At 68.6% G+C, this 26336-nt stretch carries 16 protein-coding genes; 6 read left to right on the top strand and 10 right to left on the bottom strand.

The window, feature by feature from the left end:
• The first annotated feature begins 53 nt into the window (after nt 1-53).
• The 3 genes from RZA67_RS11590 (at nt 54) to RZA67_RS11580 (ending at nt 8809) form a co-directional block, all read left to right on the top strand.
• Nucleotides 54-5024 (top strand): ESPR-type extended signal peptide-containing protein, encoded by a 4971-nt coding sequence (locus RZA67_RS11590; protein ID WP_317212893.1) that lies wholly within the window; start codon nt 54-56, stop codon nt 5022-5024.
• 68 nt (nt 5025-5092) lie between these two features.
• Nucleotides 5093-6904, top strand: coding sequence for a S8 family peptidase (locus tag RZA67_RS11585; RefSeq protein WP_317212892.1), 1812 nt, complete (start codon nt 5093-5095; stop codon nt 6902-6904).
• A gap of 78 nt (nt 6905-6982) precedes the next feature.
• Nucleotides 6983-8809, top strand: a complete 1827-nt coding sequence (locus tag RZA67_RS11580; RefSeq protein WP_317212891.1) for a S8 family peptidase — start codon at nt 6983-6985, stop codon at nt 8807-8809.
• A gap of 12 nt (nt 8810-8821) precedes the next feature.
• Here the strand turns inward: RZA67_RS11580 and RZA67_RS11575 are convergent, their stop codons facing one another.
• Both RZA67_RS11575 and RZA67_RS11570 read right to left on the bottom strand, forming a co-directional pair.
• Nucleotides 8822-9847 carry an alpha/beta hydrolase gene (locus RZA67_RS11575; RefSeq protein WP_317212890.1) on the bottom strand — a complete coding sequence of 342 codons (1026 nt, stop codon included), beginning with the start codon at nt 9845-9847 and terminating at the stop codon, nt 8822-8824.
• A gap of 74 nt (nt 9848-9921) precedes the next feature.
• Nucleotides 9922-11304 carry an L-serine ammonia-lyase gene (locus RZA67_RS11570; RefSeq protein WP_317212889.1) on the bottom strand — a complete coding sequence of 461 codons (1383 nt, stop codon included), beginning with the start codon at nt 11302-11304 and terminating at the stop codon, nt 9922-9924.
• 99 nt (nt 11305-11403) lie between these two features.
• Here RZA67_RS11570 and RZA67_RS11565 point away from each other — a divergent pair, with 99 nt between their 5' ends.
• Complete coding sequence (locus RZA67_RS11565) at nt 11404-11631, top strand: glutaredoxin family protein (protein ID WP_317212888.1); 228 nt, start codon at nt 11404-11406, stop codon at nt 11629-11631.
• A gap of 57 nt (nt 11632-11688) precedes the next feature.
• Here the strand turns inward: RZA67_RS11565 and RZA67_RS11560 are convergent, their stop codons facing one another.
• The 4 genes from RZA67_RS11560 to RZA67_RS11545 all read right to left on the bottom strand — a co-directional run bounded on the left by RZA67_RS11560 (nt 11689) and on the right by RZA67_RS11545 (nt 14132).
• Entirely contained in the window at nt 11689-12252 is a 564-nt protein-coding gene (locus RZA67_RS11560; protein WP_317212887.1) for a DUF922 domain-containing protein, read from the bottom strand.
• A 114-nt stretch (nt 12253-12366) separates the two neighbouring features.
• Nucleotides 12367-12939, bottom strand: a complete 573-nt coding sequence (locus RZA67_RS11555) for a YceI family protein (RefSeq protein WP_317212886.1) — start codon at nt 12937-12939, stop codon at nt 12367-12369.
• 3 nt (nt 12940-12942) lie between these two features.
• A complete protein-coding gene (locus RZA67_RS11550; RefSeq protein WP_317212885.1) occupies nt 12943-13515 on the bottom strand; it encodes a cytochrome b in 573 nt (190 codons plus the stop codon).
• A complete protein-coding gene (locus RZA67_RS11545) occupies nt 13512-14132 on the bottom strand; it encodes a YceI family protein (protein WP_317212884.1) in 621 nt (206 codons plus the stop codon). Before RZA67_RS11545 ends, RZA67_RS11550 begins: the two co-directional genes overlap by 4 nt.
• Nucleotides 14133-14336: 204 nt before the next feature.
• Here RZA67_RS11545 and RZA67_RS11540 point away from each other — a divergent pair, with 204 nt between their 5' ends.
• Nucleotides 14337-17870, top strand: coding sequence for an ATP-binding protein (locus RZA67_RS11540; RefSeq protein WP_317214005.1), 3534 nt, complete (start codon nt 14337-14339; stop codon nt 17868-17870).
• Nucleotides 17871-17978: 108 nt separating this feature from the next.
• Nucleotides 17979-21491, top strand: a complete 3513-nt coding sequence (locus RZA67_RS11535; RefSeq protein ID WP_317214003.1) for an ATP-binding protein — start codon at nt 17979-17981, stop codon at nt 21489-21491.
• A gap of 483 nt (nt 21492-21974) precedes the next feature.
• Here RZA67_RS11535 and mdtD read toward each other — a convergent pair whose 3' ends face one another.
• The 4 genes from mdtD to RZA67_RS11515 form a co-directional block, all read right to left on the bottom strand.
• The gene (mdtD, locus tag RZA67_RS11530; RefSeq protein ID WP_317212883.1) at nt 21975-23375 is read right to left on the bottom strand and encodes a multidrug transporter subunit MdtD; all 1401 of its coding nucleotides are present in this window, start codon (nt 23373-23375) and stop codon (nt 21975-21977) included.
• A 93-nt stretch (nt 23376-23468) separates the two neighbouring features.
• The gene (gene hemE, locus RZA67_RS11525) at nt 23469-24572 is read right to left on the bottom strand and encodes a uroporphyrinogen decarboxylase (RefSeq protein WP_317212882.1); all 1104 of its coding nucleotides are present in this window, start codon (nt 24570-24572) and stop codon (nt 23469-23471) included.
• 57 nt (nt 24573-24629) lie between these two features.
• Complete coding sequence (gene aroB, locus RZA67_RS11520) at nt 24630-25742, bottom strand: 3-dehydroquinate synthase (RefSeq protein WP_317212881.1); 1113 nt, start codon at nt 25740-25742, stop codon at nt 24630-24632.
• Nucleotides 25739-26281 carry a shikimate kinase gene (locus RZA67_RS11515; protein ID WP_317212880.1) on the bottom strand — a complete coding sequence of 181 codons (543 nt, stop codon included), beginning with the start codon at nt 26279-26281 and terminating at the stop codon, nt 25739-25741. Before RZA67_RS11515 ends, aroB begins: the two co-directional genes overlap by 4 nt.
• Between the last annotated feature and the right edge of the window lie 55 nt (nt 26282-26336).

The raw sequence follows: 26336 nt of genomic DNA, 5'->3' as shown, positions 1-26336 counted from the left end.
TGCGCACAGGCCGGCACGGGATGGTCTTGCCGTTGCAGTTGGAGAGAACTTGCATGAACCGAATCTTCCGAAAGATCTGGAACCGCACCCTGGGACACTGGGTGGTGGCCTCCGAGCTGGCGCGCGGACGCGCCGGTGGCACGCGTTGCCGCCCATTGGGCCTGGTGGTGCTGCTGGTGCCAGCGGGTCTGGCGCTGGCCGATCCGGGCACGGCGTCCACCTGTGCCGAGGGTGATACGGCCTGCCTGCGTGCTGCGGCGACGGACGCGTACCTGCGCATCGATGGCGTGGCTGATGGCAGCGATGATGCCAATGCCGATGGTGATGGCGCGGTGGCCATTGGCGTGCAGACCCAGGCGGTAGGCAATGCGACAACCGCAATCGGATCGTTGGCACAGGCGATCGGTCTCGGTGCCTCGGCGCTCGGCCAGAATGCAATCGCCGCAGGCGACGCCGCCACCGCGCTCGGGCAGAGCGCGCAGGCGGCGGGTTTTGGCAACACCGCTGTCGGTGCCAGCGCGGCCGCCGAAGGCGAACAGGCAGCCACGGCGGTGGGCGCGCTGAGCGTGGCCCAGGCACAGGGGGCGACTGCGGTGGGCGCGATGGCACAGACCTACGGTGAAGGCAGCTTCGCGGCAGGCTACAACGCCGGTACCAACAGCGAAGCAGGCGTGGCCATAGGTGCCAACGCACGCGCGCTCGGCGGCGACTTCACCGCGGCTGTGGGCGGCTACGCGCGCGCGGCCGGTGAAGGCAGCACGGCCATGGGGGCGTTCAGCGCTGCAGAAGGCGACTACGCCGCCGCACTCGGTCACCGTGCCCGCGCACGTGGCGAAGGCGCGGTGGCGCTGGGCGGCGCAGCGGGCAGCGACGACAACGGCAACGGTCAGGCCGACATCGGCGAGGTCACGCTGGCCGACGGCAATGCAACGGTAGCGTTGGGCGCGTTGGCCGCCGCCCAGGGTGAAGCGGCCCTTGCCGCAGGCGCTTCGGCGACCGCGCTGGGCCAGCACAGCATGGCGCTGGGCAGTGCCGCGCTGGCCGACGGCGAACAGACCCTGGCCGCCGGCGCCAATGCCGTGGCGCGGGGCGTGCAGAGCAGTGCGCTGGGTGCCAACAGCCTGGCCGACAGTGACTACGGTCTGGCAGTGGGCTCGGGCTCCTGGGCTGGTGGCAACAGCGCGATTGCGGTGGGCAATGGCGCAACCGCGTTCGAGCAGGATGCGATCGCGCAGGGCCGTGGTGCCGTAGCGGGCGGGGTCTCCTCCGTTGCGCTGGGCGATCGCAGCCAGTCCACCGGCCCCGGTTCGATGGCGATGGGTTCGCTTTCGTCCGCATCTGGCTACGCCGCAGTGGCGGTCGGCGGACTGGCCCAGGCCGCAGGCAACAGCTCGCTTGCGCTGGGGACGCAGGCCAATGCAGCCGGCCCGGCAGGCATCGCGCTGGGTATCGGGTCGCAGGCGTTGGTGGAGTACACCACTGCGCTGGGTCAGTTCGCCTCAGCAGAAGGCGCAGGCGCAGTTGCGCTCGGCACGGACGCTGGCGCGTCCGGACTCCGCAGCGTGGCACTGGGGTATCTGACGCGCGCAATAGGTGACAGCAGCGTGGCTGTCGGCGGGCAGTCGGCCTGCCCGCCGGGCGGTTTCTGCATCGCGCGCAATACGACTGCGTCTGGCCTGAATGCCACTGCGGTCGGTGCAGGCGCGGCGGCCGTTGCCGACAGCAGTGTCGCGCTGGGACACGAAGCGCAGGCTGGCGGCCAGGCCTCGCTCGCGGTCGGCATGGATGCGCAGGCCCAGGTCGCTGACAGCATTGCCATCGGCAGTCATGCGCGCGCGGATCGTACCGGCACGGTCTCCTTCGGTGCCGCAGGCCGCGAGCGGCAGCTGGTGAATGTGGCAGCCGGAACGGCAGATACCGATGCGGTCAATGTGGCGCAGCTGAAGACGCTGCAGGCGCAGGCCGATCCGCTGCGCTATGTCGCTGTCGATGGCGTGGGTGATGGCAGCGACAACGCGCTGGCCAACGGTGAAGGCGCGCAGGCCGGTGGCGCCGGCGCCGTGGCCAATGGGACCCAGACCCTGGCGATGGGCGCCGCCAGCCTGGCCGATGGCAGCTACAGTACGGCGCTGGGCGGCGGTGCGTTTGCTGGCGCCGAAGGCGCAGTGGCGGTGGGTAATGCAAGCACTGCGGCGGGCGCCAATGCCGTGGCCGCCGGCATGGGCGCGGTGGCAGGCACCGACGGCGCACTGGCGCTGGGTGCAGCGAGTGCCGCCACTGGCGCGACCGCCATCGCCATTGGTCGCAACAGCATGGCAACCGGTGACAGCAGCCTGGCACTCGGTCAGCAGACGCAGGCACAGGGCGATCTGGCGCTGGCCATCGGCCCGGGCAGCCAGGCCAATGGCATGGGCTCGATCGCAATGGGTGTGCAGGCCAACTTCTTCGGTCCCGGCGGTGACCGCAGCATCGCCATTGGGGGCAACGCCACTGCTGGTGGAGGCGACGCGGTGGCCATCGGCACCTACAGCCACGCGCTGGCGGACGGTGCGATGGCGCTGGGCGGACGGGTGGCGTGCGAGGACTTCGCCTGTATTCCTTTCGACACGACTGCTTACGGGGTAAACAGTACAGCGGTCGGGCCAGGGGCGAGCACCAATGGTTCGCGCTCGACGGCGCTGGGCGCGATGGCTGACGCCGCCGAGGAGCGTGCGGTCGCCGTCGGTGCCAGTGCGCGTGCATGGACCCCCAAGAGCGTGGCCATCGGCAACGAGGCCTGGGTGACCGCCGAGAACAGCGTGGCCCTGGGCAATGGCGCGGTGGCTGACCGCGACGGCGTGGTGTCCATCGGCGCGGCCGGCAACGAGCGGCAGATCGCCAACGTGGCCGGCGGGACCGAGGACACCGATGCGGTGAACGTGGCCCAGCTCAAGGCAGTACAGGCGCAGGGCGCTGATTTGCGTTACTTCGCGGTGGATGGCGCGCGCGACGGCAGCGACGATGCATTGGCCAGCGGCGAGGGCGCTCTGGCCCTGGGCGCATCGAGCTCGGCTGACGGTGCAGGCGCAGCGGCCATGGGGCGACAGGCCTTCGCAGCAGGAACCGATGCGCTGGCGCTGGGTGCGCAGTCGCTGGCCGTCGGCCAGGGATCACTGAGCATCGGCGGCGCAAGCCTCGCTTATGGCGACCAGAGTGTCGCCGTTGGTGACAGCAGCAGTGTCAGCAGCAACTACGGCACGGCCGTGGGTGGCACCTATGCCGGGACCATGGGGGGAGAACAGATCAACAGGGCAACCGCCGCCAGCGGCGGCGACGGCGCTTCGGCGTTCGGTGCCGGCGCCCAGGCAACGGGTGGCGCGACAACCGCTTTGGGTGCTCTGGCCACAGCCAACGACGCGCAGAGCACGGCATTGGGCTTCAACACACAGGCCACCGGGTCGATGTCTCTGGCTGTAGGTGCCCACAGTCAGGCGGCGGGTACCGGTGCGCTGGCGATTGGTTACAACACATCCGCGGCGGGGCAGATGGCTACGGCCTTCGGCCGGCATGCAAACGCCAGCGGCGACAACGCCATGGCCTTGGGGTACCTGACCAGCGCGTCGGGTAGCTATGACATTGCACTGGGTAACTTGGCGACAGCCACGGGAGGCTTCTCTCAAGCGATAGGCGCGCTCTCAAGCGCTTCCGGCGTGTTCTCCAGTGCGCAAGGCGTGTTTGCCAATGCATCGGCTGCCAACGCGATGGCGCTTGGCGCCAGTTCCCGCGCCAGCGCGGACAACGCAGTCGCGCTGGGTAACAACTCGGTAGCCGACCGTGCCTCCAGCGTATCGGTGGGGTCAGCCGGCAACGAACGGCAGATTGCCAACGTGGCTGATGGCAGCGAGGGCACCGACGCGATCAACAAGCGTCAGCTGGACGCGGCCATCGCCAGCGTGGGCGGTGACGTTGGCGAGCTGGCCAAGGTGGCCGTGCGCTACGACGACGAGAATGCCGAGCGGGTCAGCCTGCGTGGCGCCAGCGGCACCACGCTGGGCAATCTCAAGGCCGGCGTTGCCCGCGATGAGGCGGTCAATGTCGAGCAGCTCGATGGGGTCGCGCGCGCATTGGGTGGCGGCGCTGCGCTGGGCGGCGACGGCATGCTGGTCGGCCCGGTGTACAACGTACAGGGCCAGCGCTTTGGCAACATCGGCGGTGCGCTTGGCGCGCTGGATGGAGCACTGAGCGGGCTCGACGCGCGCGTGGGCGATCTGGAGCGCAGCGGCGGCGCTGTCACACCGCCGCCCACGAGCGGGGTGCCGCGCGGCGACGGCAACGGTCTGGCGGTGGGTGAGGGCAGCATGGCAAGCGATGGCAATGACACTGCCGTGGGCAGCGGCGCCCGTGCCGCCGCAGCCAACAGCACGGCGGTGGGCAGCAACAGCGAGGTCACGGCAGAAGCCGCCGGCGCGGTCGCGGTGGGTGCCGACAGCAGGGTCAGCGGCACCGGCGCAACCGCGGTGGGTACCGGGGCGACGGCGACCGGCGAGGGCTCGGTCGCCCTCGGCCAGGGCTCGGTGGCCAGTGAGAACAATGTGGTCTCGGTTGGCAGCGCGGGCAACGAACGCCGCGTCAGCAACGTCAGCGCCGGCGTCAATGCCACCGACGCGGCCAATGTCGCACAGATGCAGGAAGGCGACCGCCAGACGCTCGATGCCGCCCGCAGTTACACCGACAACCGTTTCCAGGCGCTGGACGACCGCTTCGGCGAGGTCACCCGCGAGCTCGACCATCGGCTGGGGCTGCAGGAACGGCGCATCGACCGTCAGGGTGCGATGAGCGCGGCGATGCTCAACATGGCCGTCAATGCCGCCGGCAGCCGCAGCCCGCGTGGGCGGATTGCCGTGGGTGCCGGTTTCCAGAACAGCCAGAAGGCATTGTCCGTGGGCTACGGCAAACAGATCAGCGAGCGCGCCAGCTTCAGTCTCGGCGGCGCCTTCAGTGGCGACGACCGATCTGCGGGTGTTGGCTTCGGCATCGACCTTTGAACGGCCGGCAGGCGGCCGCGCGTCGGCCGCCCGCCAGAAACAAGCACTCTCTTTGCAAGGAAAAAAAAATGAACTCAGACTCTTTGTGTCGCAGCACGCTGCTGGCCTCGGCGCTCGCCCTTTGCCTGGCGGGCAGTGCGGCGGCCGCCACGGCGCTGGGACCGGTCTCCGGGCCACTGCACGCGCCGACGGTCCAACAGCCTTCGCAACGATTGATCGTCAAATTCCGTGCCGGTACCGCTGCCGCTGCCACGCCCCGGCAGGCGCAGCTGGCGCTTGCAGCCGCGCTGCAGGGCAAGGCGGTTGGCACGCTGCGTGCCGGAGCGCTCACCTTGACCCCGTTGCGGCGAACCGCTACCGGCGCTGACGTGGTCAAGGCGTCCGGCCGCCTGCGTTCTTCCGACATGGATGCGGTGCTGCGGGTGCTGCGCGCCGACCCCAACGTCGAGTACGCCCAGGTCGACCGCCGCATGTACGCCTTGCAGCGCATGCCGAACGATCCACAGTTGCCGGTCTACCAGTGGGACATGCTCGACACCCTGGGCGGCATCTACGCGCCGCGCGCCTGGGAGCAGACCCGTGGTGAAGGCATCGTCGTTGCGGTGCTTGATACAGGCGTGCTGCCGCATGTCGATCTCAAGGCCAATCTGGTGCCAGGCTACGACATGGTGTCCTCCTACGGCCAGGATGCGGATTCGCCAGACGTCGCTGTCGATGGCGACGGTCGTGACCCTGACCCGACCGATCCCGGCGACTGGAGCGACGGCACGCTGTGCGAGGCCAGACCGAGTACCTGGCACGGCACCCACGTGGCCGGCACGGTCGCGGCCGTGGGTGACAACGGCATCGGCCTGGCCGGCGGCGCCTACGCAGCGAAGGTCCAGCCGGTGCGCGTGCTGGGCCGCTGCGGTGGTTTCGTGTCTGATATTGCCGACGGCATCATCTGGGCGTCCGGTGGCCATGTCGATGGGGTGCCGGATAATGCCACTCCCGCCGAAGTGATCAACCTGAGTCTGGGTGGGGTGGGTTCCTGCGCGGAAGATCCTTTGACGCAGGAGGCCATCAACCAGGCGCGCAGCCGGGGCACCACGATCGTGGTAGCAGCGGGTAACAACAGCGCCGATGTCAGCAGGTTTTCGCCGGCCAGCTGCAAGGGCGTCATCGCCGTGGGCGCGACGGCGCAGGGCGGCGGTCTGGCCAGTTACAGCAACTTTGGTCCGGGCGTGACGCTGGCTGCTCCCGGTGGCGATCTCGACCGCAGCATCCCGGTGTCGCTGGGCGTGATCTGGTCGCTGGGCGATGGCGGCCAGTCCACTGCTGCGCATGACGATCTGCTGCTGGGCAAGACGGGCACCTCGATGGCCGCGCCCCACGTGGCTGCCGTGGCGGCGCTGGTGCAGGCCGCAGCGGTGCAGGCGGGCCGTTCGCCGTTGACGCCGGACCAGGTCAGCGATGTGCTGGTGCGCTCGGTACGGCCGTTCCCGCGGACCATACCGGCAGATCGTCCAATCGGCGCTGGCCTGGTGGATGCCTACCGCGCGGTGCAGCTGGCCATCGGCAATGCGCTGCCTGACCTGCCCAAGCCCGTGCTGCAGAGCGGTGTTGCGCTGACCGGCCAGAACGGCGCGCAGGGGCAGCGTCTGGTCTACACCCTTGAGGTCCCTGCGGCGGCCGGCAGCCTGAACGTGCGCACATTGGGAGGCAACGGCGCCGTCAGCCTGGAGGCTGCGCCGCCGGCAGGTGCCGCGGTTCTGCGCTCGACGAGGCCAGGCACGGTCCAGGCCATCTCTGTCCGGCAACCGGCGGCGGGCACCTGGACTGTCACCGTCGAAGGACAGTCCAGGTTCGGCGATGTCAGCGTGCTCGGCATCGTCCGCTGAGCGCGTGCGCTCTTTTCGTTGCCTGCGCGTTGCCGAAGCGCGCAGGTCATCCCGGTGCTGTACGGAGTGGAGAACCTCATGAAATCAATCAAACCCTCAGTGGCGACGCCCCCCTCGCGGCTGTCGCGCAGTCTGTCGTTGGCCGTGGCGATCATCAGTGTCGCCAGTGCAGGTGCCGCCGCAGCGGCTGACGCGGCGCCGGTGGTGCGCCCCAGCCCCATGGCTGCCCCGATGCAGGGCAGCGACGCGAGCCCCCGACTGATCGTCAAGCTGCGTTCCGGTGAGGCCGTCCGCAACCGCAACGCGGCCCGGTCGGTCACCACCGTGGTGGATCAGGCACTGCTCCGCGCTGGCGTCACTGGCATGCAGCGCAGCGCCGGCAACACCCGCCTGCTGCGGCGGCTGGCCGTGGGCGCCGACCTGTTGCAGGCACCGCAGGCATTGTCGGCGGTGCAGGCCGCAGCGGTGCTGGTACAGCTGCGCAGCGATCCCGATGTGCAGTACGCCCAGCTGGATACACGCAAATACGCGCTGGATGTCACGCCTGACGACGAGCACTACCCGTATCAGTGGCATTACCAGCATCCAGTCAGCGGTATCGGCGCACCGCAGGCCTGGGATGCAGCCACGGGTACCGGCGTGGTGGTCGCCGTGCTGGACACCGGCTATCTGGATCATGCAGATCTGGCGGCCAACCTGGTGCCCGGCTATGACTTCATCCACGATCCAGAGGTCGGCAACGATGGTGATGGTCGGGATCCGGACGCCCATGACCCCGGTGACTGGACGCCGGGCCGCGCCAGCAGCTTCCACGGCACCCACGTCGCCGGCACGGTGGCCGCGGTGACCAACAACGGCAGGTTCACCGCAGGCGTGGCCTACAACGCGAAGGTGCAGCCGGTGCGGGTGCTGGGTACCGGTGGCGGTTATACCTCCGACATCGCCGATGCCATCGTCTGGGCTGCGGGCGGCAGGGTTGATGCTGTGCCGGACAACACGACACCGGCAGAAGTCCTCAACCTCAGCCTGGGCGGTGCAGGCAGCTGCGCCGATGATCCGGTCACCCAGGCCGCCATCGATGCCGCCACGGCGCGCGGCAGCACGGTGGTGGTCGCGGCGGGCAACAGAAACAGGAGCGCCTCGCAGTTCTCACCGGCCAGCTGCCGTGGCGTGGTCACCGTGGGCGCCACCGGCTACACAGGGGCGCGCAGCAGTTACTCCAACTACGGCCCGGCGGTTGATATCGCCGCGCCGGGCGGTGACGACGTGGACAGCGACCAGAACAACAACTACATCTGGTCACTGGGCAACAACGGCACACAGGCGCCGGAGGCGAGTCCGGCCGGTGACCGCACAGTGGGCATGCAGGGAACCTCGATGGCCGCCCCGCATGTGGCGGCGGTGGTGGCGCTGATGCAGGATGCGCGGGCCACGGCAGGGCTGGACCCGTTGACTCCGCTCCAGGTCCGCCAGGTGCTGCGCACCACGTCGCGGCCGTTCGCGGTGACCCCGCCGACCAACCGCAGCATCGGCGCCGGTATTGTCGATGCGGCGGCGGCCGTGCAGGCCGCAGGTGAACCGCTGCCGGACAACCCCAGCGAGCTGCTGGTCAACCGGGTTGCAGCCACGGCGCAGTCGGCCGTGGCCGGAGAGCCGCTGCTGTACCGCATCGAGGTGCCGGCCGGCGCCAGCATGTTGAGCCTGCGCACCTACGGTGGCAACGGCACGGCAGCCGTGTACGCAGCGCATGACCGGGTGCCTTCCGCGGCCAGCAATGACTATCGCTCGGTCAAGCCGGGTACTGCGCAGACGGTGCAGATCATCCGTCCCGCCGCCGGCACGTGGTACATGGCGGTGATCGGCGATACGGATGTGGAGGGGCTTTCGGTGGTAGGGCTGTACTGACCGGCCTGACCTTCAGTGCCGCTGGCTCTCCTGCGGCGGCGCTGTCTGTTCTGTACGCGCAAGTGCCTGCAGCAGGGCGCGGTTGAAGCGTACCGGGTCCTGCACCTGTGGCGAGTGGCCGAGCTCGTCGAACTCGACCAGTTCCGCGCCTGGAATGGCCGCGGCGGCGGCCTTGCCCAGGCTCGGGTAGTAGCCCAGGCGGGTCTTCAGTTCCGGCGATGCCCGGTCACGGCCAATCGCGGTGCGGTCCTTCTGGCCGATCAGCAGCGTGGTAGGCACCTGCAGCAGCGGCAGCTCGTAGACCACCGGCTGATTGAACACCATGTCCGAGGTCAGCGCCTGGCTCCAGGCCACCGCATGCTTTCCGGGGCCGGTATACATGCCGGCCTGCATGCGGGCCCAGCGTTCGAAGCTGGGCTGCCAGTGGCCGTCATAGTAGACGTCCAGCTGGTAACGCTTGATGCTCTCGAAGCTGGTGTTCAGTTCATTGGCATACCACGCGTCGACGCTGCGCCAGGGCACGCCCAGTGCCTTCCAGTCCTCCAGTCCGATTGGGTTGACCAGCGCCAGGCTCCGGGTGAGCTGCGGATGGAGCAGCGCAAAACGGATGGCGAGCATGCCGCCCATCGAATGTCCGACCACATGCACACGCTCGATACCGAGCGAATCGAGCAACGCCCGCGTGTTGGCAGCCAGTTGTCCGAAAGAGTACTGGTAACCCTCCGGCTTGCTGGACTTGCAGAAGCCGATCTGGTCCGGCGCGATGACCCGGTAACCTGCAGTCAGCAAGGCGGTGATGGTCTCCTGCCAGGTTGCGGCGCAGAAGTTCTTGCCGTGCAGCAGCAGTACCACGCCTTTCGGCGACCCCTGCGGTGTCAGATCCAGGTAGGCCATCTGCAGTGGCTGGCGCTGGCTTTCCAGCGCAAAGGTGTGCACCGGCCACGGATAGTCGAAACCTTCCAGTCGCGGGCCGTAGTCATCGGCCGCACAGCTGGCAAAGGGCAGGCAGGCAATCAGGGCAGCGGCCAGCAGGCGCATGGGTAATCACCGGTCCGGGTCAGACGATGAGCTTACCTGCTGGCGGATGAGCGCGCCGTGCGCGCCGCTGGCGTTCAGCACTCGATGACGTTGACTGCCAGGCCGCCGCGGCTGGTTTCCTTGTATTTGTCCTGCATGTCCCGGCCGGTGTCGCGCATGGTCTTGATGACCTTGTCCAGCGAGACCTTGTGCTTGCCATCGCCACGCATCGCCATGCGCGAAGCATTGATCGCCTTGACCGCGCCCATCGCGTTGCGTTCGATGCAGGGGATCTGCACCAGGCCGCCGATCGGGTCGCAGGTCAGGCCGAGGTTGTGTTCCATACCGATCTCCGCCGCGTTCTCGATCTGGCTCGGGTTGCCGCCCAGCGCGGCCACCAGGCCGCCAGCGGCCATCGAGCAGGCCACGCCGACCTCACCCTGGCAGCCAACCTCGGCGCCGGAAATGGAGGCGTTTTCCTTGTACAGGATGCCGATCGCTGCCGAGGTCAGCAGGAAGTCGAACACGCGCTGTTCGTTGGCTCCCGGGCAGAAGCGGTCGAAGTAATGCAGCACTGCAGGCAGCACGCCTGCCGCGCCATTGGTGGGCGCGGTAACCACGCGGCCACCAGCGGCGTTTTCCTCGTTCACGGCCAGGGCGTACAGGTTGACCCAGTCCAGCGTGGTCAGCGGATCGCGCATGGCGGCTTCGGGCTTGGACGAGAGTTCGCGGTGCAGCGCCGGGGCGCGGCGACCGACCTGCAGGCCGCCTGGCAGCGTGCCTTCCTCACGGATGCCGCGGGTCACACAGGCCTGCATCGCCGCCCAGATCTCGCGCAGCTTGTCGCGGATCTCGTCTTCGCTGCGCCAGCTCTTTTCGTTCTCGAACATCAGCTGAGCGATGCTCAGGCCACTGCGCGCGGTCTGCGCCAGCAGTTCATCGCCGCTTTTGAACGGGTAGGGCAAGGGGGTTTCATCGGGCACGATGCGATCATCGGCCGCATCGTCCTGGTTGACCACGAAACCGCCGCCGACCGAGTAGTAGTCGCGCGTGGCAATCACCTCGTCATTGGCATCGAAGGCCGTGAAACGCATACCATTGGTGTGATAGGGCAGCTTCTGGCGCTTGTTCATGCCAAGGTCGCGCTTCTCGTCGAAGGCGATCTCATGCTGGCCCATCAGGCGAATACGCTTGCTGCCGCGGATGCGTTCGAGTGTGGCCGGAATGATGTCCGGGTCGATCAGGTTGGGCCGCTGACCCTCCAGGCCCAGCAGCACCGCCTTGTCGGTACCGTGGCCGCGTCCGGTCAGCGCCAGCGAGCCGTAGACGTCAGCGCGGATACGCGCGACGTCCTGCAGGCGGCCCGGATCGAGCAGCCAGCGGTGCACGAAGCGCTCGGCCGCCTTCATCGGACCCACCGTATGTGAGGAGCTCGGGCCGATGCCGATCTTGAAAACGTCGAACGTGCTGACTGCCATGGTTGCCGTGCTGCGGGTACCGGAAGAGACCGCTATTCTAGCGGCTTGGCGCCGCCAACCCTGGATGCGGCGCAGCATTTGAGTCCCTGGAGCGCGGCGGTGTTGATCCTCTACCAGCGTGATGACTGCCATCTGTGTGACCTGGCGCTGGAGGTGCTGGCGCGGGCGCGGGCACCGGGTGTGGAGCTGGTGTTCATCGACGGCCAGCCTGAGTTGGAGCAGCGCTACGGTGAGCGGGTGCCGGTACTGCGCGACGCGCGCGATGGCCGGGAGCTGGCCTGGCCGTTCGACACCGCCACGGTGCAGGCCTGGCTGCTGTGCTCGTAGAGCGGGGCACTGCCCCGCCGGGCCCATGACGGGCATGGCCCGTCACTACGCACCGCCTCAGTAGGCGAGCACGGCGCCCTGGGTCTGGCCATGGCGGGTCTGCGCGTCGTACTCGATGTCGCGCTGACTGTAAGCGGCGATGATCTGCTTGCCACGCTCGGCCGCCTGCTGGTCCAGCGTGCTGCAGCTGCCACTCAAACCGGTGAGCGCCCTGCGGATGTCCTCGGCCGCCTCGCGGCCATGCTGCACGTGCCCCTGCTCGTGAAGCTCCAGCTGCACAAGAAACGCATCCCACGCCGCGCCGAGCTCGTCGTCGGCCTGCGCGCGCTGCTGCCAGTGTGGCAGGGTGATGCTGCTGCTGAGCTTCACCCGCAGTTGGCCAAGACGGCATTGCGAACCGTGCGCGGTACTGCTGTACTCCCAGCTGATCTGCCATTGCGCTCCGCCGGGATAGCGTGCGCCGTCATGCTGCCTGGGCCCCAGCGCCTGCATCTGCGCGTCGAGTTCGGCAGCGGTGCTGCCATTGATCGGGTAGGGCGTGTAGACCGGAGCTGGGTCCTTGGCGTACACAGCGCCACAGGCCAGCAACAACACAGCCGCGCAGCCGTGAATCATGCGCATCGGGAAATCTCGTCCATGAACGGGCCGGGATGGCCGCAGTGGACTGGACTTTACAGCCAACGCGCGACCACAGGCATGCCTCGCCGTGCCCGCAGGCACGGCGAGCCTGGCCGGTCAGCGGGCGTTGAACTTGACCCGCGTGCTGATCGCGGTTTCGTCCGGGATGGTGCCGGTGTCAGCCCAGTCGCCGCCGCCCACACCGAACTCCAGGCGTTTGACGGTGGCCTTGCCGGCCAGCACCGGCTGCGTACCCGGGGTCCAGGTGAAGGTCAGGGTGACCGGCTTGCTCACGCCGCGCAGCTCGAGCGTGCCATCGGCGGCGTACTGGTTGTCGCCGACCTTGCGGAAGCCGGTGGCGGTGTAGCGGGCGGTGGCGAACTGGGCGACATTGAAGAAGTCCGCGCCCTGCAGGGTGCCGTCGCGGTCACTGTTGCCGCTCTTAGCGCCGGCCAGCGGAATGCGTACATCCAGTCTGCCCGCACCGGGATTGGCCGGGTCGAAGCTCAGCTGGGTGGTGAAGCCGGGGAAGGTGCCGGCGAAGACTTCGCCGTCGTAACTGGTGGCGAACGCCAGGCTGGAGCCGGCGCCGGGCGCCTGCACGTAGTCTGCGGCGAGCACTGGCGCGGTGGCCAGCAGGCCGGCGAGCGCGGTGGCGACGGTGGCAGGGGAAGCGAGTTTGATGCGCATCGTTCAGTCCTTCTGTCGGGAGGTGAGCGAACCCTGTGGCAGCATGCGTACCAGCGTGGTGTCGCGCTGGTAAAGGTGGTGGTAGAGCGCTGCACCGGCGTGAGCCAGTACCGTGGCGATCAGCAGCCAGAAGCCATATTCGTGGATGGCGTGGGAGATCGCCACCACCTGCGGGTCAGGCCCGCTGAGCTTGGGAACCTCCACCAGGCCGAACCAGCGGAACGGGCGCAGACCACTGGCCGAGTCGTACAACCAGCCGGACAGTGGAATGGCGAACATCAGCGCGTACAGCAGGCCGTGGGTAGCGCCGGCGATACGTTTCTGCCAGGTTGGTGTGCCGGGCACCGGCGCGGGCGCACCCGCGTACAGCCGCCAGCCCAGCCGCAGCAGCACCAGCACCAGCACCGCTATGCCCAGCGATTTGTGCGCGGTGTAGACCCAGAAGTATTTCGGCGTCCTGGGCAGCTCACCCATGGTCAGGCCGACGACACCCAGGACGAGGATCAGCAGGGCGATCAGCCAGTGCAGACTCTGGCTGACACGGCCCCAGCGGTTGACGGAATTGCGTGCGCTCACAGGTGGCTCCCGTTGGGAACGATGGAAGGGGGGGCGGCGCTGCGGTCCAGGCTGGCCTCGGCCTCGATGCGCAGCTGCACTTCATCGCCGATCAGGCTGGACCAGGCGGTCATGCCGAACGCACTGCGGCTGAGCGTGGTGGTGGCGGAAAAACCGGCGGTGCGGCGGAACGGCGGCAGCGGGTATCGCCTGGTGCCGTTGAAGCTGACATCCAGTGTGACATCGCGGGTAACGCCGCGCAGGGTCAAGCGGCCGGTCACCTGCAGACGGTTTTCGTCGATGGCCTTGACGGTGGTGGATACGAAATGCGCCTGCGGGTAGCGCTCACCGTCGAGCAGGTTGGGCGCCAGCGTCGCCTGGTTCCACTTGGCGTCGCCGAGCTCCAGCCGCTGCAGTGGCACGGTGACCTCGAGCGTGGCTGCTTCCCAGTGGTCCGGGTCGAAGCGCAGCACGCCCTCGCTGCCGGAGACCGTGCCCAGCGCCTGCGAATACCCGGCGTGGTCGATGGCGAACAGCACGCGGGTGTGCACGGGGTCCAGGCGATAGGTATCCGCAGCGGCCCAGCCGGTCAGGGGCAACAGGCCCAGCAGCAGCGCTGGAAGCAGGGGACGATGCATCAGGGCAGCTCCGTTTCGATGGAGGGATGATACGCACGGTCGCACGCTCGCGGGCAGCGCCACGGTTGCAACAGTCCATGGCGGCAATCGTATGTTCGCCGCGGCCAGGGCCGCGCTGCGATGGGCAGTGTCCGTCCTCGCGGGGACGCGGCGTCAGGCCTGTGTGACAATCGGGCGGTTACCAGGGGGTAAATCATGTTCGCGATGTTTGTGCGCCGGCGACGGGTGTTCGTCCTGCTGCTGCTCCTGCTCTGCGGGCCCAAAGCGGCACAGGCGGCGGCACTGGACGTGCCGGAGACGCCACGGCTGCGTCGCTTCGGCATGGCCGAGGGGTTGCCCTCGCGCATGGTCGTGGGCCTGGCCCAGGACCGCGTGGGCGGGATATGGATCGCCACCGACGGCGGACTGGCCCGCTACGATGGGGTAGGGATGCAGGCCTGGCGGCATGATCCCCAGGTGCCGGGATCACTGCCGGGCAACGAGATCGAGACGATGCTGGTGGACCGCAACGACACGGTCTGGCTCGGCATCAATGGCATCGGCCTGGTACGCATGGACCGTGAGCGCGGTCGCTTCCAGCCGATTGTCGACATCAACGACGTCTGCCAGGGGCAGGTCTGGACCCTGGCCGAGGCCGAAGGCGCGTTATGGCTGGGCACGAGCAGTGGCGGCATCTGCCGCCGTGGCGCCGATGGCAGCCTGCTCGTGTTCCGGCATGCGCCCGGCGATCCGGCCAGTCTGCCCAGCGACACGATCTACAGCAGTCTGGTCGATGATCAAGGGCGGCTGTGGTTTGGCACCGAGGCCGGCGTGGTGCGCTGGAACGGAACCCGCTTCGAGCGGGTGGCCGCCGCCCGCCTCGGCGCCCTGCCAGTGCTGCGTCTGGGCCGCAACCCGCAGGGCGGGATCTGGGCCGGCACCTTCGGTGAAGGCGTTCTGCAGATCAACCCGGATGACAGCGTGCAGGCGCTGGCCTGGCTGGGCAGGCAGCAGCCCAATGCGGCCCTGGTGCTCGCCGACCGACGGGGCGGGGCGTGGGTGGGCAGTTCCAGCGGGCTGCAGCGCTGGAACGGGCAGCAGCTGCGCCAGCTCGATGCCGATACCGGCAGCGGCTTCCTCACCGCACAGAGCGGTGTGCTGGATCTGCTGCAGGACCGCGAAGGGGGTATCTGGATCGCCCTGCTCACCCAGGGTGTGGCCTATCTGCCGCCGGACTGGCAGCGCTTTGCCACCTGGTACCAGCTCGACGGCAAGCCGCTGGAAAGCCAGTACCTGCTGACCGCCGCCAGCGACGGACATGATTTCTTCGTCGGTGCCGCGCACGGTGTCTACCGCCTGCGTGCCGATGGCACGCTTGCGCTGCTGGCCAGCGACGAGCAGGTCGGTGGCGGTGCCATCTGGTCGGTGCTGCCGCGGCCGGATGGCACACTCTGGCTGGGGCGTGCCGGTCGCCTGACCGCCTATGATCCACGTACGGGGCGCTACCGGGATTGGTTGATCCACGGCGGCGCCGACATGCGGCAGCGCATCGACCTGCTGCGGCAGGCACCTGATGGCAGTGTGTGGGTGTCGGTGATGAATCATGGCGTGCAGCAGCGTGGCGCCGATGGCCGCGTGCTGCGCGAGTTTCCGGCTACCGTGCTGCGTGGCAATGCGGATTCGCCGGTAGAGCAGATCCGGTTTGATGCGCGCGGCCAGCCGTGGCTGGTGGATGGGCTTGGCGTGCTGCGGCTGCAGGACGACGCGTTCGTTGCGGTGCCCGGGGTCTCGCGCGGCAGCATCTATGACCTTGTCTGGGAGAGCGCCACTACACTCTGGCTGGCGCGCGAGGGCGCGCTTGAGCGCTACGAGTGGGACGGCCTGGCGCTCACCCTGCGCGAGCGCGTCGGGGCAGAGCAGGGTGTGCCGGCGGTGAGCATGGGCGGGCTGGTGCTGGGCGGCAATGGCCAGCTGTGGGCGACGACGCCGCGTGGTCTGCTGCGCTGGGATATCCCGGCCCAACAGCTGCGCCGCTATGGCGAGCGTGATGGCATGCCCGATGCGGAGTTCACCGGCCGTCCGCCGGCCGTGGACGCGCGCGGCCGTGTGCTGGCCGTGAGCCGGACGGGTCTGGTCGGCTTCGATCCTGCTGTCCCCGATGCAACACTGCCGGCGGCGGGGCTTGACCTGGGCGCGGTGGCGGTTCGCCGTCATGATGCAGCCCAGTGGGAGGCGTTGCCGCCAAAGGACACCGTGGTACTCGGGCCGGATGATCGCGACCTGCGCATCACCGCGCGGCTGATGTCGTTCGTGGACCCGCCCGGCAACCAGTACCGGTTCCGCGTGCCCGGTTATGACCTCAACTGGGTGGTGCAGGGGGCCGATGGCGAACGCACGATCTCCCGGCTGCCCGCCGGCGATTACCGCATCGAAGTGCAGGCGCGCACCGCCAGCGGCAGCTGGGGCGCTTCGAAGCTGCTGCACGTGCAGGTGCAGCCGCCGTGGTGGCGCAGCGGCGCAGCGATGCTGCTGTATGCGATCGGCGGCGTGCTGCTGTTGGCGGTGGCCTTCTGGTATGTGCGGCTGCGGCTGCGGCGACGGCAGCAGTGGCAGCTCACGCTGCACAAGCAGCAGCTGGCCGAACAGGCCTCGCAGGCCAAGAGCAACTTCCTGGCCACGCTCGGCCATGAGGTGCGCACGCCGATGACCGGGGTGCTGGGGATGAGCGAGCTCCTGCTCGACTCGCCGCTCGACGAGCGTCAGCGCGGCTATGCCGATGCGATCCACAAGGCCGGCACGCATCTGCTGCGGCTGGTCAACGACACGCTGGATCTGGCACGGATCGAAGCAGGTCGGTTGCAGCTGGAGCTGACCACCTTCGACATCAGTCGACTGCTGTGCCAGGTGCAGGGCCTGATGGAGCCCATCGCGCAGCGCCGCGGGCTGCGGTTTGAACGCGGTGCGCGATTGCAGGGGCTGGCGGTGGTCGGTGACGAGATGCGTATCCGCCAGGTGCTGATGAACCTGCTTGGCAATGCCATCAAGTTCACCGAACGCGGCCATGTCGGCTTGGACACGCAGCCTGGTGCCGATGGTGCAGGGATCACCTTCGTGGTCTTCGATACCGGTCCTGGCATCAGCGCCGAGCAGCAGGTACGCCTGTTCGAGCGCTTCGAGCAGGGCCACGGCCAATCTGGAGCCGCGCGCTACGGCGGCAGCGGGCTGGGGCTGGCGATCTGCCAGGAACTGAGCCAGGCCATGGGGGGCAGCATCGCTGTGCACAGCGCGCCTGGCCAGGGAAGCCGCTTCGAGGTCTACCTGCCCCTGCCATGGCGCGTGGACGAGGTGCCAGCGGCGGAGCTCGCCAGCCCCGCCTTGATGCTGCCGCCGTTGCGTGTGCTGCTGGTGGAAGATGACCCGACGGTGGCCGACGTCGTGAGTGGGCTGCTCGGGGCACGTGGGCACACCGTAGTCCATGTCGTGCATGGGCTGGCCGCGCTGTCGGAGGTGGCGACCGGGCGTTTCGACGTCGGCCTGCTCGATCTGGACCTGCCCGTGCTCGATGGCACCGCCATCGCGCGGCAGCTGCGCGCGCAGGGGCACGAGTTGCCGCTGGTGGCAGTGACCGCGCGCTCGGACGCCTACGCCGAGGCGGAGGTTCTGGCCGCCGGATTCGATGGCTTCCTGCGTAAACCGGTGACCGGTGACATGCTGATCGATGCCATTGCCCGTGCGCGCTTCGGGCGCGGCATCGTCTGATCGGGCATGATCCATAGCATGTCTGCCTTCGTTGAACCCCAGGCCGCCGTGTCGATGTATCGCGTATCCGCCTCGCGCGCCCGGCGCTGGCTGGCACGCGGCCTGTGGATGCTGGGGGGCGCGCTGCTCATCGCCGGCGCGATCGGTCCGGGCGCCGCGCAGCCGGCGCCACCGACGCCGCGCCAGCTGAGCGCCTTCGACGGTCTGCCCTCAAGCACGGTCAACCATATTGCCGAGGATCAGCTCGGTTACCTCTGGATTGCCACCAACGACGGCCTGGCCCGCTTTGATGGGCGCAGCTACCGTGTCTGGCGGGCCGAGGACGGTCTGGGCGACAACCAGTTCTGGACCGTGCTGGCCGACGCCGGCAACCGTCTCTGGCTGGGCACGGAAAACGCCGGCGTGGTGCGGTTGTCGCCGGACCGTCGGCAACGCACCTTCTTTGATCGCAAGACCCAGCCGGTGATGGCCAGCAATACGGTGTGGAGCCTGGCCTCCACCGCCGATGGCGCGGTGTGGTTCGGCACTTACGAAGGCGGCCTGTACCGCATCGACAGCAATGACCAGGTGCAGCGCTTCCTGCCTGAGCCGGACAACGAGCGCAGTCTGCCGTCCAACACGGTGCCCTTCCTGGCCACGCTGGTGGACGGCAGCCTGTGGGCCGGCACCCGTCGCGGACTGGCGCGCTGGACCGGACACGATTTCGAGCGCGTGGCGCTGCCGGGCATCGGCCATGTTGCCATCACCGGGCTGACCACCGACCCGGACGGCAGCCTGTGGATCCGCACGGCCGCCGGGCCCATCGTGCGTCGGGCAGATGGCCGTTTCGAGCCGCTGCCCTGGACCCTGCCCGAGGGCGATGCGCTGCTGGGCATGATGCTGCACGATGGCCAGGGCAATTACTGGCTCGATACCCGCTCCGGGCTGGGCATGGGCGTCCAGGGACGCTACCAGCCGGTGCCGCTGTACAGCGTGCTCTCGCGCGGGCGGGTGCGACCGAACTGGACCGGGGCCTTTGCCGACCGTGAAGGAGGTGTCTGGCTGGCCAGCGGCAATGCGGGACTGTGGCGGCTGTTGCCGCGCTGGTGGCAGTTTTCGTTGATGTCCCGGTTGGAGGATGACCCGGCTTCGCTGCGCAATGGCTACGTGCTGGGTACCGCGGCGTCGGCGGGAGGGGGCGTGTGGGCGGTGGGCACGCAGGGTGCGCTAGACCGGTTCGACCCGGTCAGCGGACGCATCGAGCAGCATGGCGCGTTCGTCAACGGCACCCACTGGCTTGGCGCGGTGGCCGAAGACCCGCGGGGCCGGGTCTGGATCGGGTCGGCCGATACGCTGCTGCGCTATGACCCACATACGCGGCAGATGCGGCGCTGGGACGACGAGTCCGGCAAGGACGCGGCGCTGGAAGGCAACATCGACGCCATCGCGATCTGTTCAGGCACCGTCTGGACGCTCTCCACCGGGGGTGTGCAGGCACGAGACCTGGACGGGCGGCTGCAGATGCAGCACCTGCTGGGACAGGGCGGATTGCCACCGGGCCAGCTCAACATCGACCTGTTGTGCGGTCCCGACGGCCAGCCCTGGTTGATGGGCAGCCACGGGTTGCAGCGCTGGCAACCGGCGCAGCACGCGTTCGTCCCTGTACCGGGTGCGCCGGGTACCGCGGTGCAGGCGGTCAGCATCTCCAGCAGTGGCCGTGTCTGGATGTCGCAGGAGGGCCGCCTGTCCAGCTATCTCTGGCAGGACGACGTCCTGCAGGCGCAGCAGGTGATCAGCAGCACCCAGGGCTACCCGGCCATCGCGGCCAATGGCCTGCTCGAGGACGAAGAAGGCATCGTGTGGGTGACCAGCCTGCGTGGATTGCTGCGGGTGGATCCGGCACAGGGGCGCGTGCGCCTGTACGGCGTGCACGACGGCCTGCGCAGCCAGGAGTTCCGGCAGAACACGCTGCTTGCTGAAGGCGGACGTATCGTGGCCGGCACGCCCGCCGGGGTGGTGGTGTTCGACCCGCGGCGCGTGCGCCCGTCGACCTACGCCGCGCCGCTGGTGATCGAGCGGGTGGAGGTGACCCGTGGCGAACAGGTCGTTGAGTTGACCGGCGATGCGCAGATCCAGATCGGTGATACCGACCGTGACCTGCATATCGTCAGCCGCCTGTTGTCCTTTACCGATGCGGCGGCAGTGCTGTACCGCTACCGCCTGGACGGGTACGACCCGGACTGGGTGGACGGCGACAGCAATGGCGAGCGTGTGTTCTCCCGGTTGCCGCCGGGCCGCTACACCCTGCAGGTGCAGGCACGCAGCGCAGACCAGGTCTGGTCCAAGGTGCAGACCCTGCATTTCCAGGTTCTGCCGCCGTGGTGGCGCAGCGCGCCCGGCCTGCTGCTGCTCAGCGGGCTTGGCCTGCTGCTGGTGAGCTGGTTCGCCTGGCTGTACCGGCGCCGCCTGCAGCGCCGCCATGCCTACCAGATGGCGTTGCACATGCAGGACGTGGCCGAACAGGCGTCGGCGGCAAAAACCCGCTTCCTGGCCAATCTGGGCCATGAAGTCCGCACGCCGATGACCGGGGTGCTCGGCATGAGCGAGCTGCTGCTGGCGTCTGCTCTGGACCCGCAGCAACGCACCTATACCGAATCGATCCGCATGGCCGGTGAGCATCTGCTGCTGCTGGTCAACGAGGCGCTGGATCTGGCGCGCATCGAGTCCGGACGGTTGGAGCTGCAGTCGCAGCCGTTCGCCCTGGACCTGCTGCTGGCCGATGTGCAGCAGCTGATGGCGCCGCTGGCCGAGCAGAAGCAGCTGCGCTTCGTGCTCGAAAATGACTTGCCGGTCGGGGTCGTCGCCACGGGAGATCTGCTGCGTGTGCGTCAGGTGCTGCTGAACCTGCTCGGCAATTCGCTCAAATTCACCCAGCGCGGGCAGGTGACGCTACGCGCCAGGCCGGGTCCGGGCGGGACGGGGCTGCGTTTCGAGGTGGAGGACACGGGGCCGGGCATTGGAGGCGAGCAGCAGAAGCGGCTGTTCCGCCGGTTCGAGCAGGGCGATGGCGCACGTACTGCTGCACAGTACGGCGGTAGTGGACTGGGCCTGGCGATCAGCCGGGAGCTGGTCCAGGCGATGGGCGGGACCATCGCCGTGGAAAGCCAGCTTGGCCGCGGCACGTGTTTTACCGTGCGATTGCCACTGGCGCTGGCCGAGGCGCCGCCGCTGGAAGCACCCGCGCCGATGGCCGAAGCTTCGCCGTTGGTGCAGGCCGATGTGGGCTTGCGGCTGCTGCTGGTGGAAGATGATCCGACGGTGGCCGACGTGGTGACCGGGTTGCTGCGCGCGCGTGGTCATGAGGTCGTGCATGCGGAGCATGCGTTGGCCGCGCTGAGGGAGATGGTCAGCGGTGCATTCGATCTGGGGCTTTTGGATCTGGATCTACCGGGCCTGAGCGGGTTCGATCTGGCGATGCATCTGCGCAATCAGGGCTACGGGTTGCCGCTGCTGGCGGTGACGGCGCGGACCGATGCGGATCTGGCTGAGCGGGTGGCCGAGGCGGGCATGCAGGGGTTCCTGCGCAAGCCGGTGACCGGGGAGTTGCTGGCGGCGGCGATTGCCCGGGCGATGGGGCGCTGACGGGCTGCCGCCCGTCACCCTCGGTAGGTGACGACCGTTGGTCGTCACGCTCTTGACGTTGGCTTTGCGCTGACGCCCGTCACCCGCTTCAAGCGACAGCAACAGCAACAGCAACAGCAACAGCAGCAGCGCTGGCTGGGCGGGGCTCTGCGAGCTGGCGGGGTGTTGCGGGTTCGCGGGGGACGGCAACAACTGCGTCCTGCGGGCCTTGTTTCGCGCCATCCATGGCGCTCGACACCCCCACGAACCCGCACCGCCCCACCTTCGACAGATCACGATGGACGGCAACTGCTTTGGTAGGTGACGACCGTTGGTCGTCACGCCCTTGACGCTGGCTTTGCGCTGCCGCCCGTCACCCGCTTCAAGCAACAGCAACAGCAACAGCAACAGCAACAGTGCTCGCTGGGCGGGGTTGTCGGTAGGTGACGACCGTTGGTCGTCACGCTCTTGACGTTGGCTTTGCGCTGCCGCGCCCGTAGCCGCTTACTCGGCGACTTCTTCGACCTCGCGGGGTTCGGGGCCGGTGTCGGGGAGCTGCCAGAAGATCAGCGTCGAGGTCAGGGTGATGGCGCCGACACAGATGAAGGTGGCATGCAGGGCGGCGGTGGCGTTGTGGGCGTCCAGATGGGTGCCGAAGGCGGCCAGCAGGCTGCCGGCGGCGGCGGCACCGAAGCCGGCGGCCAGCATCATCACCATCGACAGCAGGCTGTTGCCGGCGCTGGCCGATTCAGCATCCAGATCGCGCAGGGTCACGGTGTTCATGACCGTGAACTGCAGGGCGTTGACCGCGCCGAACAGGGCCAGCTGCACCAGCCGCCACGCCAGCGGCTGGTCGGGGGTCATCAGCACGAAGCTGGCCATCGCAATGCCCACCAGCACGGTGTTGACCATCAGCACGCGCCGATAGCCGTACCGTTCCACGAGCCTGACCGCGGCTTTCTTGGACACCATGCCGGCGGCGGCCACCGGCACCATCATCAGGCCGGCGGTCATCGGGCCCAGGCTGAGGCCCACCTGCAACAGCAGCGGGATCAGCATCGGCATCGCGCTGCTGCCGATGCGCGAGAACAGGTTGCCCAGAATGCCGATGCGATAGCTGGGCACGCGGAACAGGGCCAGTGAGAACAGGGGAGCTGTCGCGTTGGCCGCGTGCAGCCAGTAACCCACCAGCGCGGCCAGACCGGCCAGCGTCATCAGCATCACCAGGGCGTGCGGCGTTCCGACGGCGGAGATGCCGTCCAGTGCCAGCGACAGCGCGACCATGCCGAAGGCCAGCATCACGTAGCCGCGCAGATCGAACTTCACCTGACGGGCAGCGTAATGGTCGGGCATGATGCGGGTCGCGGCCAGTAACCCGAGCACCCCGATCGGCAGGTTGATCAGAAAGACCCAGTGCCAGCTGGCGATCTCGACCAGCCAGCCGCCCAGGGTCGGGCCGATCAGCGGCCCGATCAGCGCGGGAATGGCGATGAAGCTCATCGCGCGCAGGAAATCCTCGCGCGGCACCGAGCGCATCACCGCCAGCCGCCCCACCGGCAGCAGCATCGCCCCGCCTATGCCCTGCAGCACGCGCGCAGCCACCAGCTGGCCCAGCTGCTGCGCCAGGGCACAGGCCAGCGAGCCGAGGGTGAACAGCACGATGGCGGCCAGGAAGGTACGCCGGGTGCCGTAGCGGTCGGCGATCCAGCCCGAGGCGGGAATGAAGGTTGCCACCGCCAATGCGTAGCTGAACACCACCGACTGCATCTGCAGCGGGCTTTCGCCCAGGCTGCGCGCCATTGCCGGCAATGCCGTGTTGACGATGGTGGCATCAAGCATCTGCATGAAGATCGCCAGCGACACCAGCCAGAGCAGGGGGCGGATCGTGGCGTAGGGGGCGGACATCGGGCAACTCTTCTGCAGCGGGGGACAGGATGATCGCGCAACGACGATCACGGCGCGATCAACAGCCGCCGTGACCTCGGGTAGGGCAGGGCCTCAGCGCCTGCTCAGGGCATGAACGGCATCGACCAGTACCTGCACGTGCGCCGGGTCCATGTCCGGCGACATGCCGTGGCCAAGGTTGAACACATGCCCCTCGCGCGAGCCGCCGTTGCCGGCGGCGTAGCTGTCGAGCACCTGGCCGACCGCGTGGGTGATGCGCTCCGGGCTGGCATAGAGCGTGGTCGGGTCAAGGTTGCCCTGCAGGGCGACACGGCCGCCGGTGCGGGACACCGCGGTCTCCAGGTCCAGCGTCCAGTCCAGGCCGAGGGCATCGGCCCCGGTCTGCGAAAGTGCTTCCAGATGCAGGCCGGTACCCTTGCCGAACAGGATCAGCGGGGTGCGTTCGCTGCCCTGGCCGCGGTCAAGCTCTGCGGCGATGCGCTGCAGGTAGCGCAGCGAGAATTCGCGGTACATGGCGGGCGAAAGGACGCCACCCCAGGTATCGAAGACCTGCAGGGCCTGCGCACCGGCCGCGCGCTGCGCGCCCAGGTAGGCGATGACCGCCGTGGTGGTGACCTCCAGCAGGCGGTGCAGTGCCTGGGGATGGTTCAGGGCCATCGCCTTGATGCGTGCGAAGTCCTTGCTGCCGCCGCCCTCGACCATGTAGCAGGCCAGCGTCCATGGGCTGCCGGAGAAACCGATCAGCGGCACCTGGCCGTCCAGTTCACGGCGGATTACCCGTACCGCATCCATCACATAGCCCAGGTCCTGCTCCATGTCCGGCACGCCCAGCCGCGCGATGGCGGCCTCGTCGCGCACCGGATGGCGGAACTTGGGACCTTCACCTTCGACGAAGTACAGCTCCAGCCCCATCGCGTCGGGCACGGTGAGAATGTCGGAAAACAGGATCGCCGCATCCAGCGGGAAGCGGCGCAGCGGCTGCAGGGTGACTTCGCAGGCGATCTCCGGGTTCTTGGCCATGGCCAGGAAGCTGCCGGCCCTGGCGCGCGTGGCGCGGTACTCGGGCAGGTAGCGGCCGGCCTGGCGCATCAGCCAGACGGGGGTCTGGTCCACCGGTTCGCGGCGCAGGGCGCGCAGCAGACGATCATTGCGAAGAGGAGGGGTCACGGTTGGCGTTCCTTCGGAAAACGGATGCATCGGTCGGCCAATTGTAGCGGCCCGGGTGTGGCTGGGCCGTCCGCAGCGCATGCCGGCTCAGCCGGCGGCCAGCACCGCAAGCACGTCGGCCTCGTCCACGCCGCTGATCACCTCGGCGCGGCCGACGCCCCGCCACAGCACCAGCCGCAGCTGACCGGCGACGTTCTTCTTGTCCAGGCGCATCCGCGCCAGCAGCGCCTGCGGGTCCAACCCGGCGGGGATGCGCACCGGCAACTGCAGCCGCAGCAGCAGCTGCTGCAGGCGCTGGGCGTCTGCAGCGTCGGCCAGGCCCAGACGCGCGGACAGCGCGGCCGCCAGCACCATGCCCACTGCTACTGCTTCGCCGTGATTGAGCGCATCGCGGCCAGGCGCCGAATAGCCCTGTTCGGTTTCGATGGCATGGCCGAAGGTGTGGCCGAGATTGAGCAGGGCGCGCTCGCCTTTCTCCAGCGGATCACGTTCGACGATGGCCGCTTTGTGCGTGCAACTGCACGCAATGGCTTCGGCCAGCGCGGCCTGGTCGCCGGCGAGCAGGGCCTCGGCATGCTGCTCCAGCCAGGCGAGGAAGCCTGCATCGCCGAGCGCGCCGTACTTGACCACCTCGGCAAGGCCGGCTCGCAGCTCGCGTGGCGGTAACGTCGCCAGCACGGAGGTGTCGGCAAACACGGCGCGTGGCGGATGGAATGCGCCGACCAGGTTCTTGCCTGCCGGGATGTCCACCGCCGTCTTGCCGCCCACCGAGGAATCCACCATGGCCAGCAGCGAAGTAGGCAGCTGCACGCAGTCCACACCGCGCATCCAGCAGGCAGCAGCAAAGCCACCGAGGTCACCGACCACGCCGCCGCCCAGCGCGAACACGCAGGCATCGCGGGTGGCCCCCAGCGCCGCCAGCGCCTGGATGACGTTGGCAAACTCCTGCAGGGTTTTGGAGGCTTCGCCGGCCTGCAGCACGTACTGGCCGATCTCCAGGTCGGGGCGCGCGGCAAGCAGGCAGGTGCGCAGGGTGTCGAGATAGAGCGGGGCCACCTCGCTGTCGCTGAGCAGCAGCACGTGGCGGCCACGCACATGGGCGGCCAGTGCGGCGCCCTGCCCGAGGACGCCGGGACCAATGGCAATGGAATAGGGCTGGGCGCCACCAACGGCGACCTTCAGCGGGGAGGTGGGGGTCATGCGGGCAGGTCCTGTCGCTGCCACTGCTGCGCCAGCCGCACCACCAGGTGGGCGGTGGCATCGGCAGCGGTGTGCGCGTCGGTATCAAGGGAAAGGTCGGCCAGTTGGCGGTACAGCGGGTCGCGGTGGGCAGCCAGGGTGGTGAGCACCTGCTCGCGGTCAGGGCGTTGCAGCAGCGGCCGCACCTTGTCGCGCGCCAGTCGTTCCAGCTGCACCGGCACACTGACATGCAGGTGCACGATGAAGCCACGCCGCGCCATCTGCTCACGGTTGCGCGCGTCAAGCACCGCACCGCCGCCGGTGGAGATCAGCTGGCCGCTGTGCTGCAGCAGCCCGGTCAGTACCTGATGCTCATACTGGCGGAAACCGGCCTCGCCGGAGTGTTCGAAAATGCTCGCGATGCTGGCGCCGGCGGTATCGACGATGGCCTGGTCGGCGTCGACGAAACGCAGCGTGAAGCGCTCGGCCAGACGGCGGCCGATGCAGGTCTTGCCAGCGCCCATCGGGCCGATCAGGATCAGGTTCGGAGCAGGATTCATCGACGCTGATGCTACCACCTCCGGGCACGCGGCCAGGCTCCCCGGCGCTGTAGCG

Source organism: Stenotrophomonas sp. C3(2023) (assembly GCF_032911385.1).
Taxonomy (GTDB): domain Bacteria; phylum Pseudomonadota; class Gammaproteobacteria; order Xanthomonadales; family Xanthomonadaceae; genus Stenotrophomonas.
The sequence above is the reverse complement of the archived record's forward strand: the minus strand, read 5'-3'. Positions and strand labels throughout refer to the sequence as shown.

Bases quoted from the DNA above. Each gene is read 5' to 3' on its own strand.
- hemE (WP_317212882.1), bottom strand. From the start codon at position 24,572: ATGCATCCGTTTTCCGAAGGAACGCCAACCGTGACCCCTCCTCTTCGC.
- RZA67_RS11575 (WP_317212890.1), bottom strand. From the start codon at position 9,847: ATGCGCCTGCTGGCCGCTGCCCTGATTGCCTGCCTGCCCTTTGCCAGC.
- RZA67_RS11545 (WP_317212884.1), bottom strand. From the start codon at position 14,132: ATGCATCGTCCCCTGCTTCCAGCGCTGCTGCTGGGCCTGTTGCCCCTG.
- RZA67_RS11570 (WP_317212889.1), bottom strand. From the start codon at position 11,304: ATGGCAGTCAGCACGTTCGACGTTTTCAAGATCGGCATCGGCCCGAGC.
- RZA67_RS11585 (WP_317212892.1), top strand. From the start codon at position 5,093: ATGAACTCAGACTCTTTGTGTCGCAGCACGCTGCTGGCCTCGGCGCTC.
- RZA67_RS11535 (WP_317214003.1), top strand. From the start codon at position 17,979: ATGCTGGGGGGCGCGCTGCTCATCGCCGGCGCGATCGGTCCGGGCGCC.
- RZA67_RS11515 (WP_317212880.1), bottom strand. From the start codon at position 26,281: ATGAATCCTGCTCCGAACCTGATCCTGATCGGCCCGATGGGCGCTGGC.
- RZA67_RS11560 (WP_317212887.1), bottom strand. From the start codon at position 12,252: ATGCGCATGATTCACGGCTGCGCGGCTGTGTTGTTGCTGGCCTGTGGC.
- RZA67_RS11555 (WP_317212886.1), bottom strand. From the start codon at position 12,939: ATGCGCATCAAACTCGCTTCCCCTGCCACCGTCGCCACCGCGCTCGCC.
- RZA67_RS11580 (WP_317212891.1), top strand. From the start codon at position 6,983: ATGAAATCAATCAAACCCTCAGTGGCGACGCCCCCCTCGCGGCTGTCG.
- RZA67_RS11590 (WP_317212893.1), top strand. From the start codon at position 54: ATGAACCGAATCTTCCGAAAGATCTGGAACCGCACCCTGGGACACTGG.
- aroB (WP_317212881.1), bottom strand. From the start codon at position 25,742: ATGACCCCCACCTCCCCGCTGAAGGTCGCCGTTGGTGGCGCCCAGCCC.
- RZA67_RS11540 (WP_317214005.1), top strand. From the start codon at position 14,337: ATGTTTGTGCGCCGGCGACGGGTGTTCGTCCTGCTGCTGCTCCTGCTC.
- mdtD (WP_317212883.1), bottom strand. From the start codon at position 23,375: ATGTCCGCCCCCTACGCCACGATCCGCCCCCTGCTCTGGCTGGTGTCG.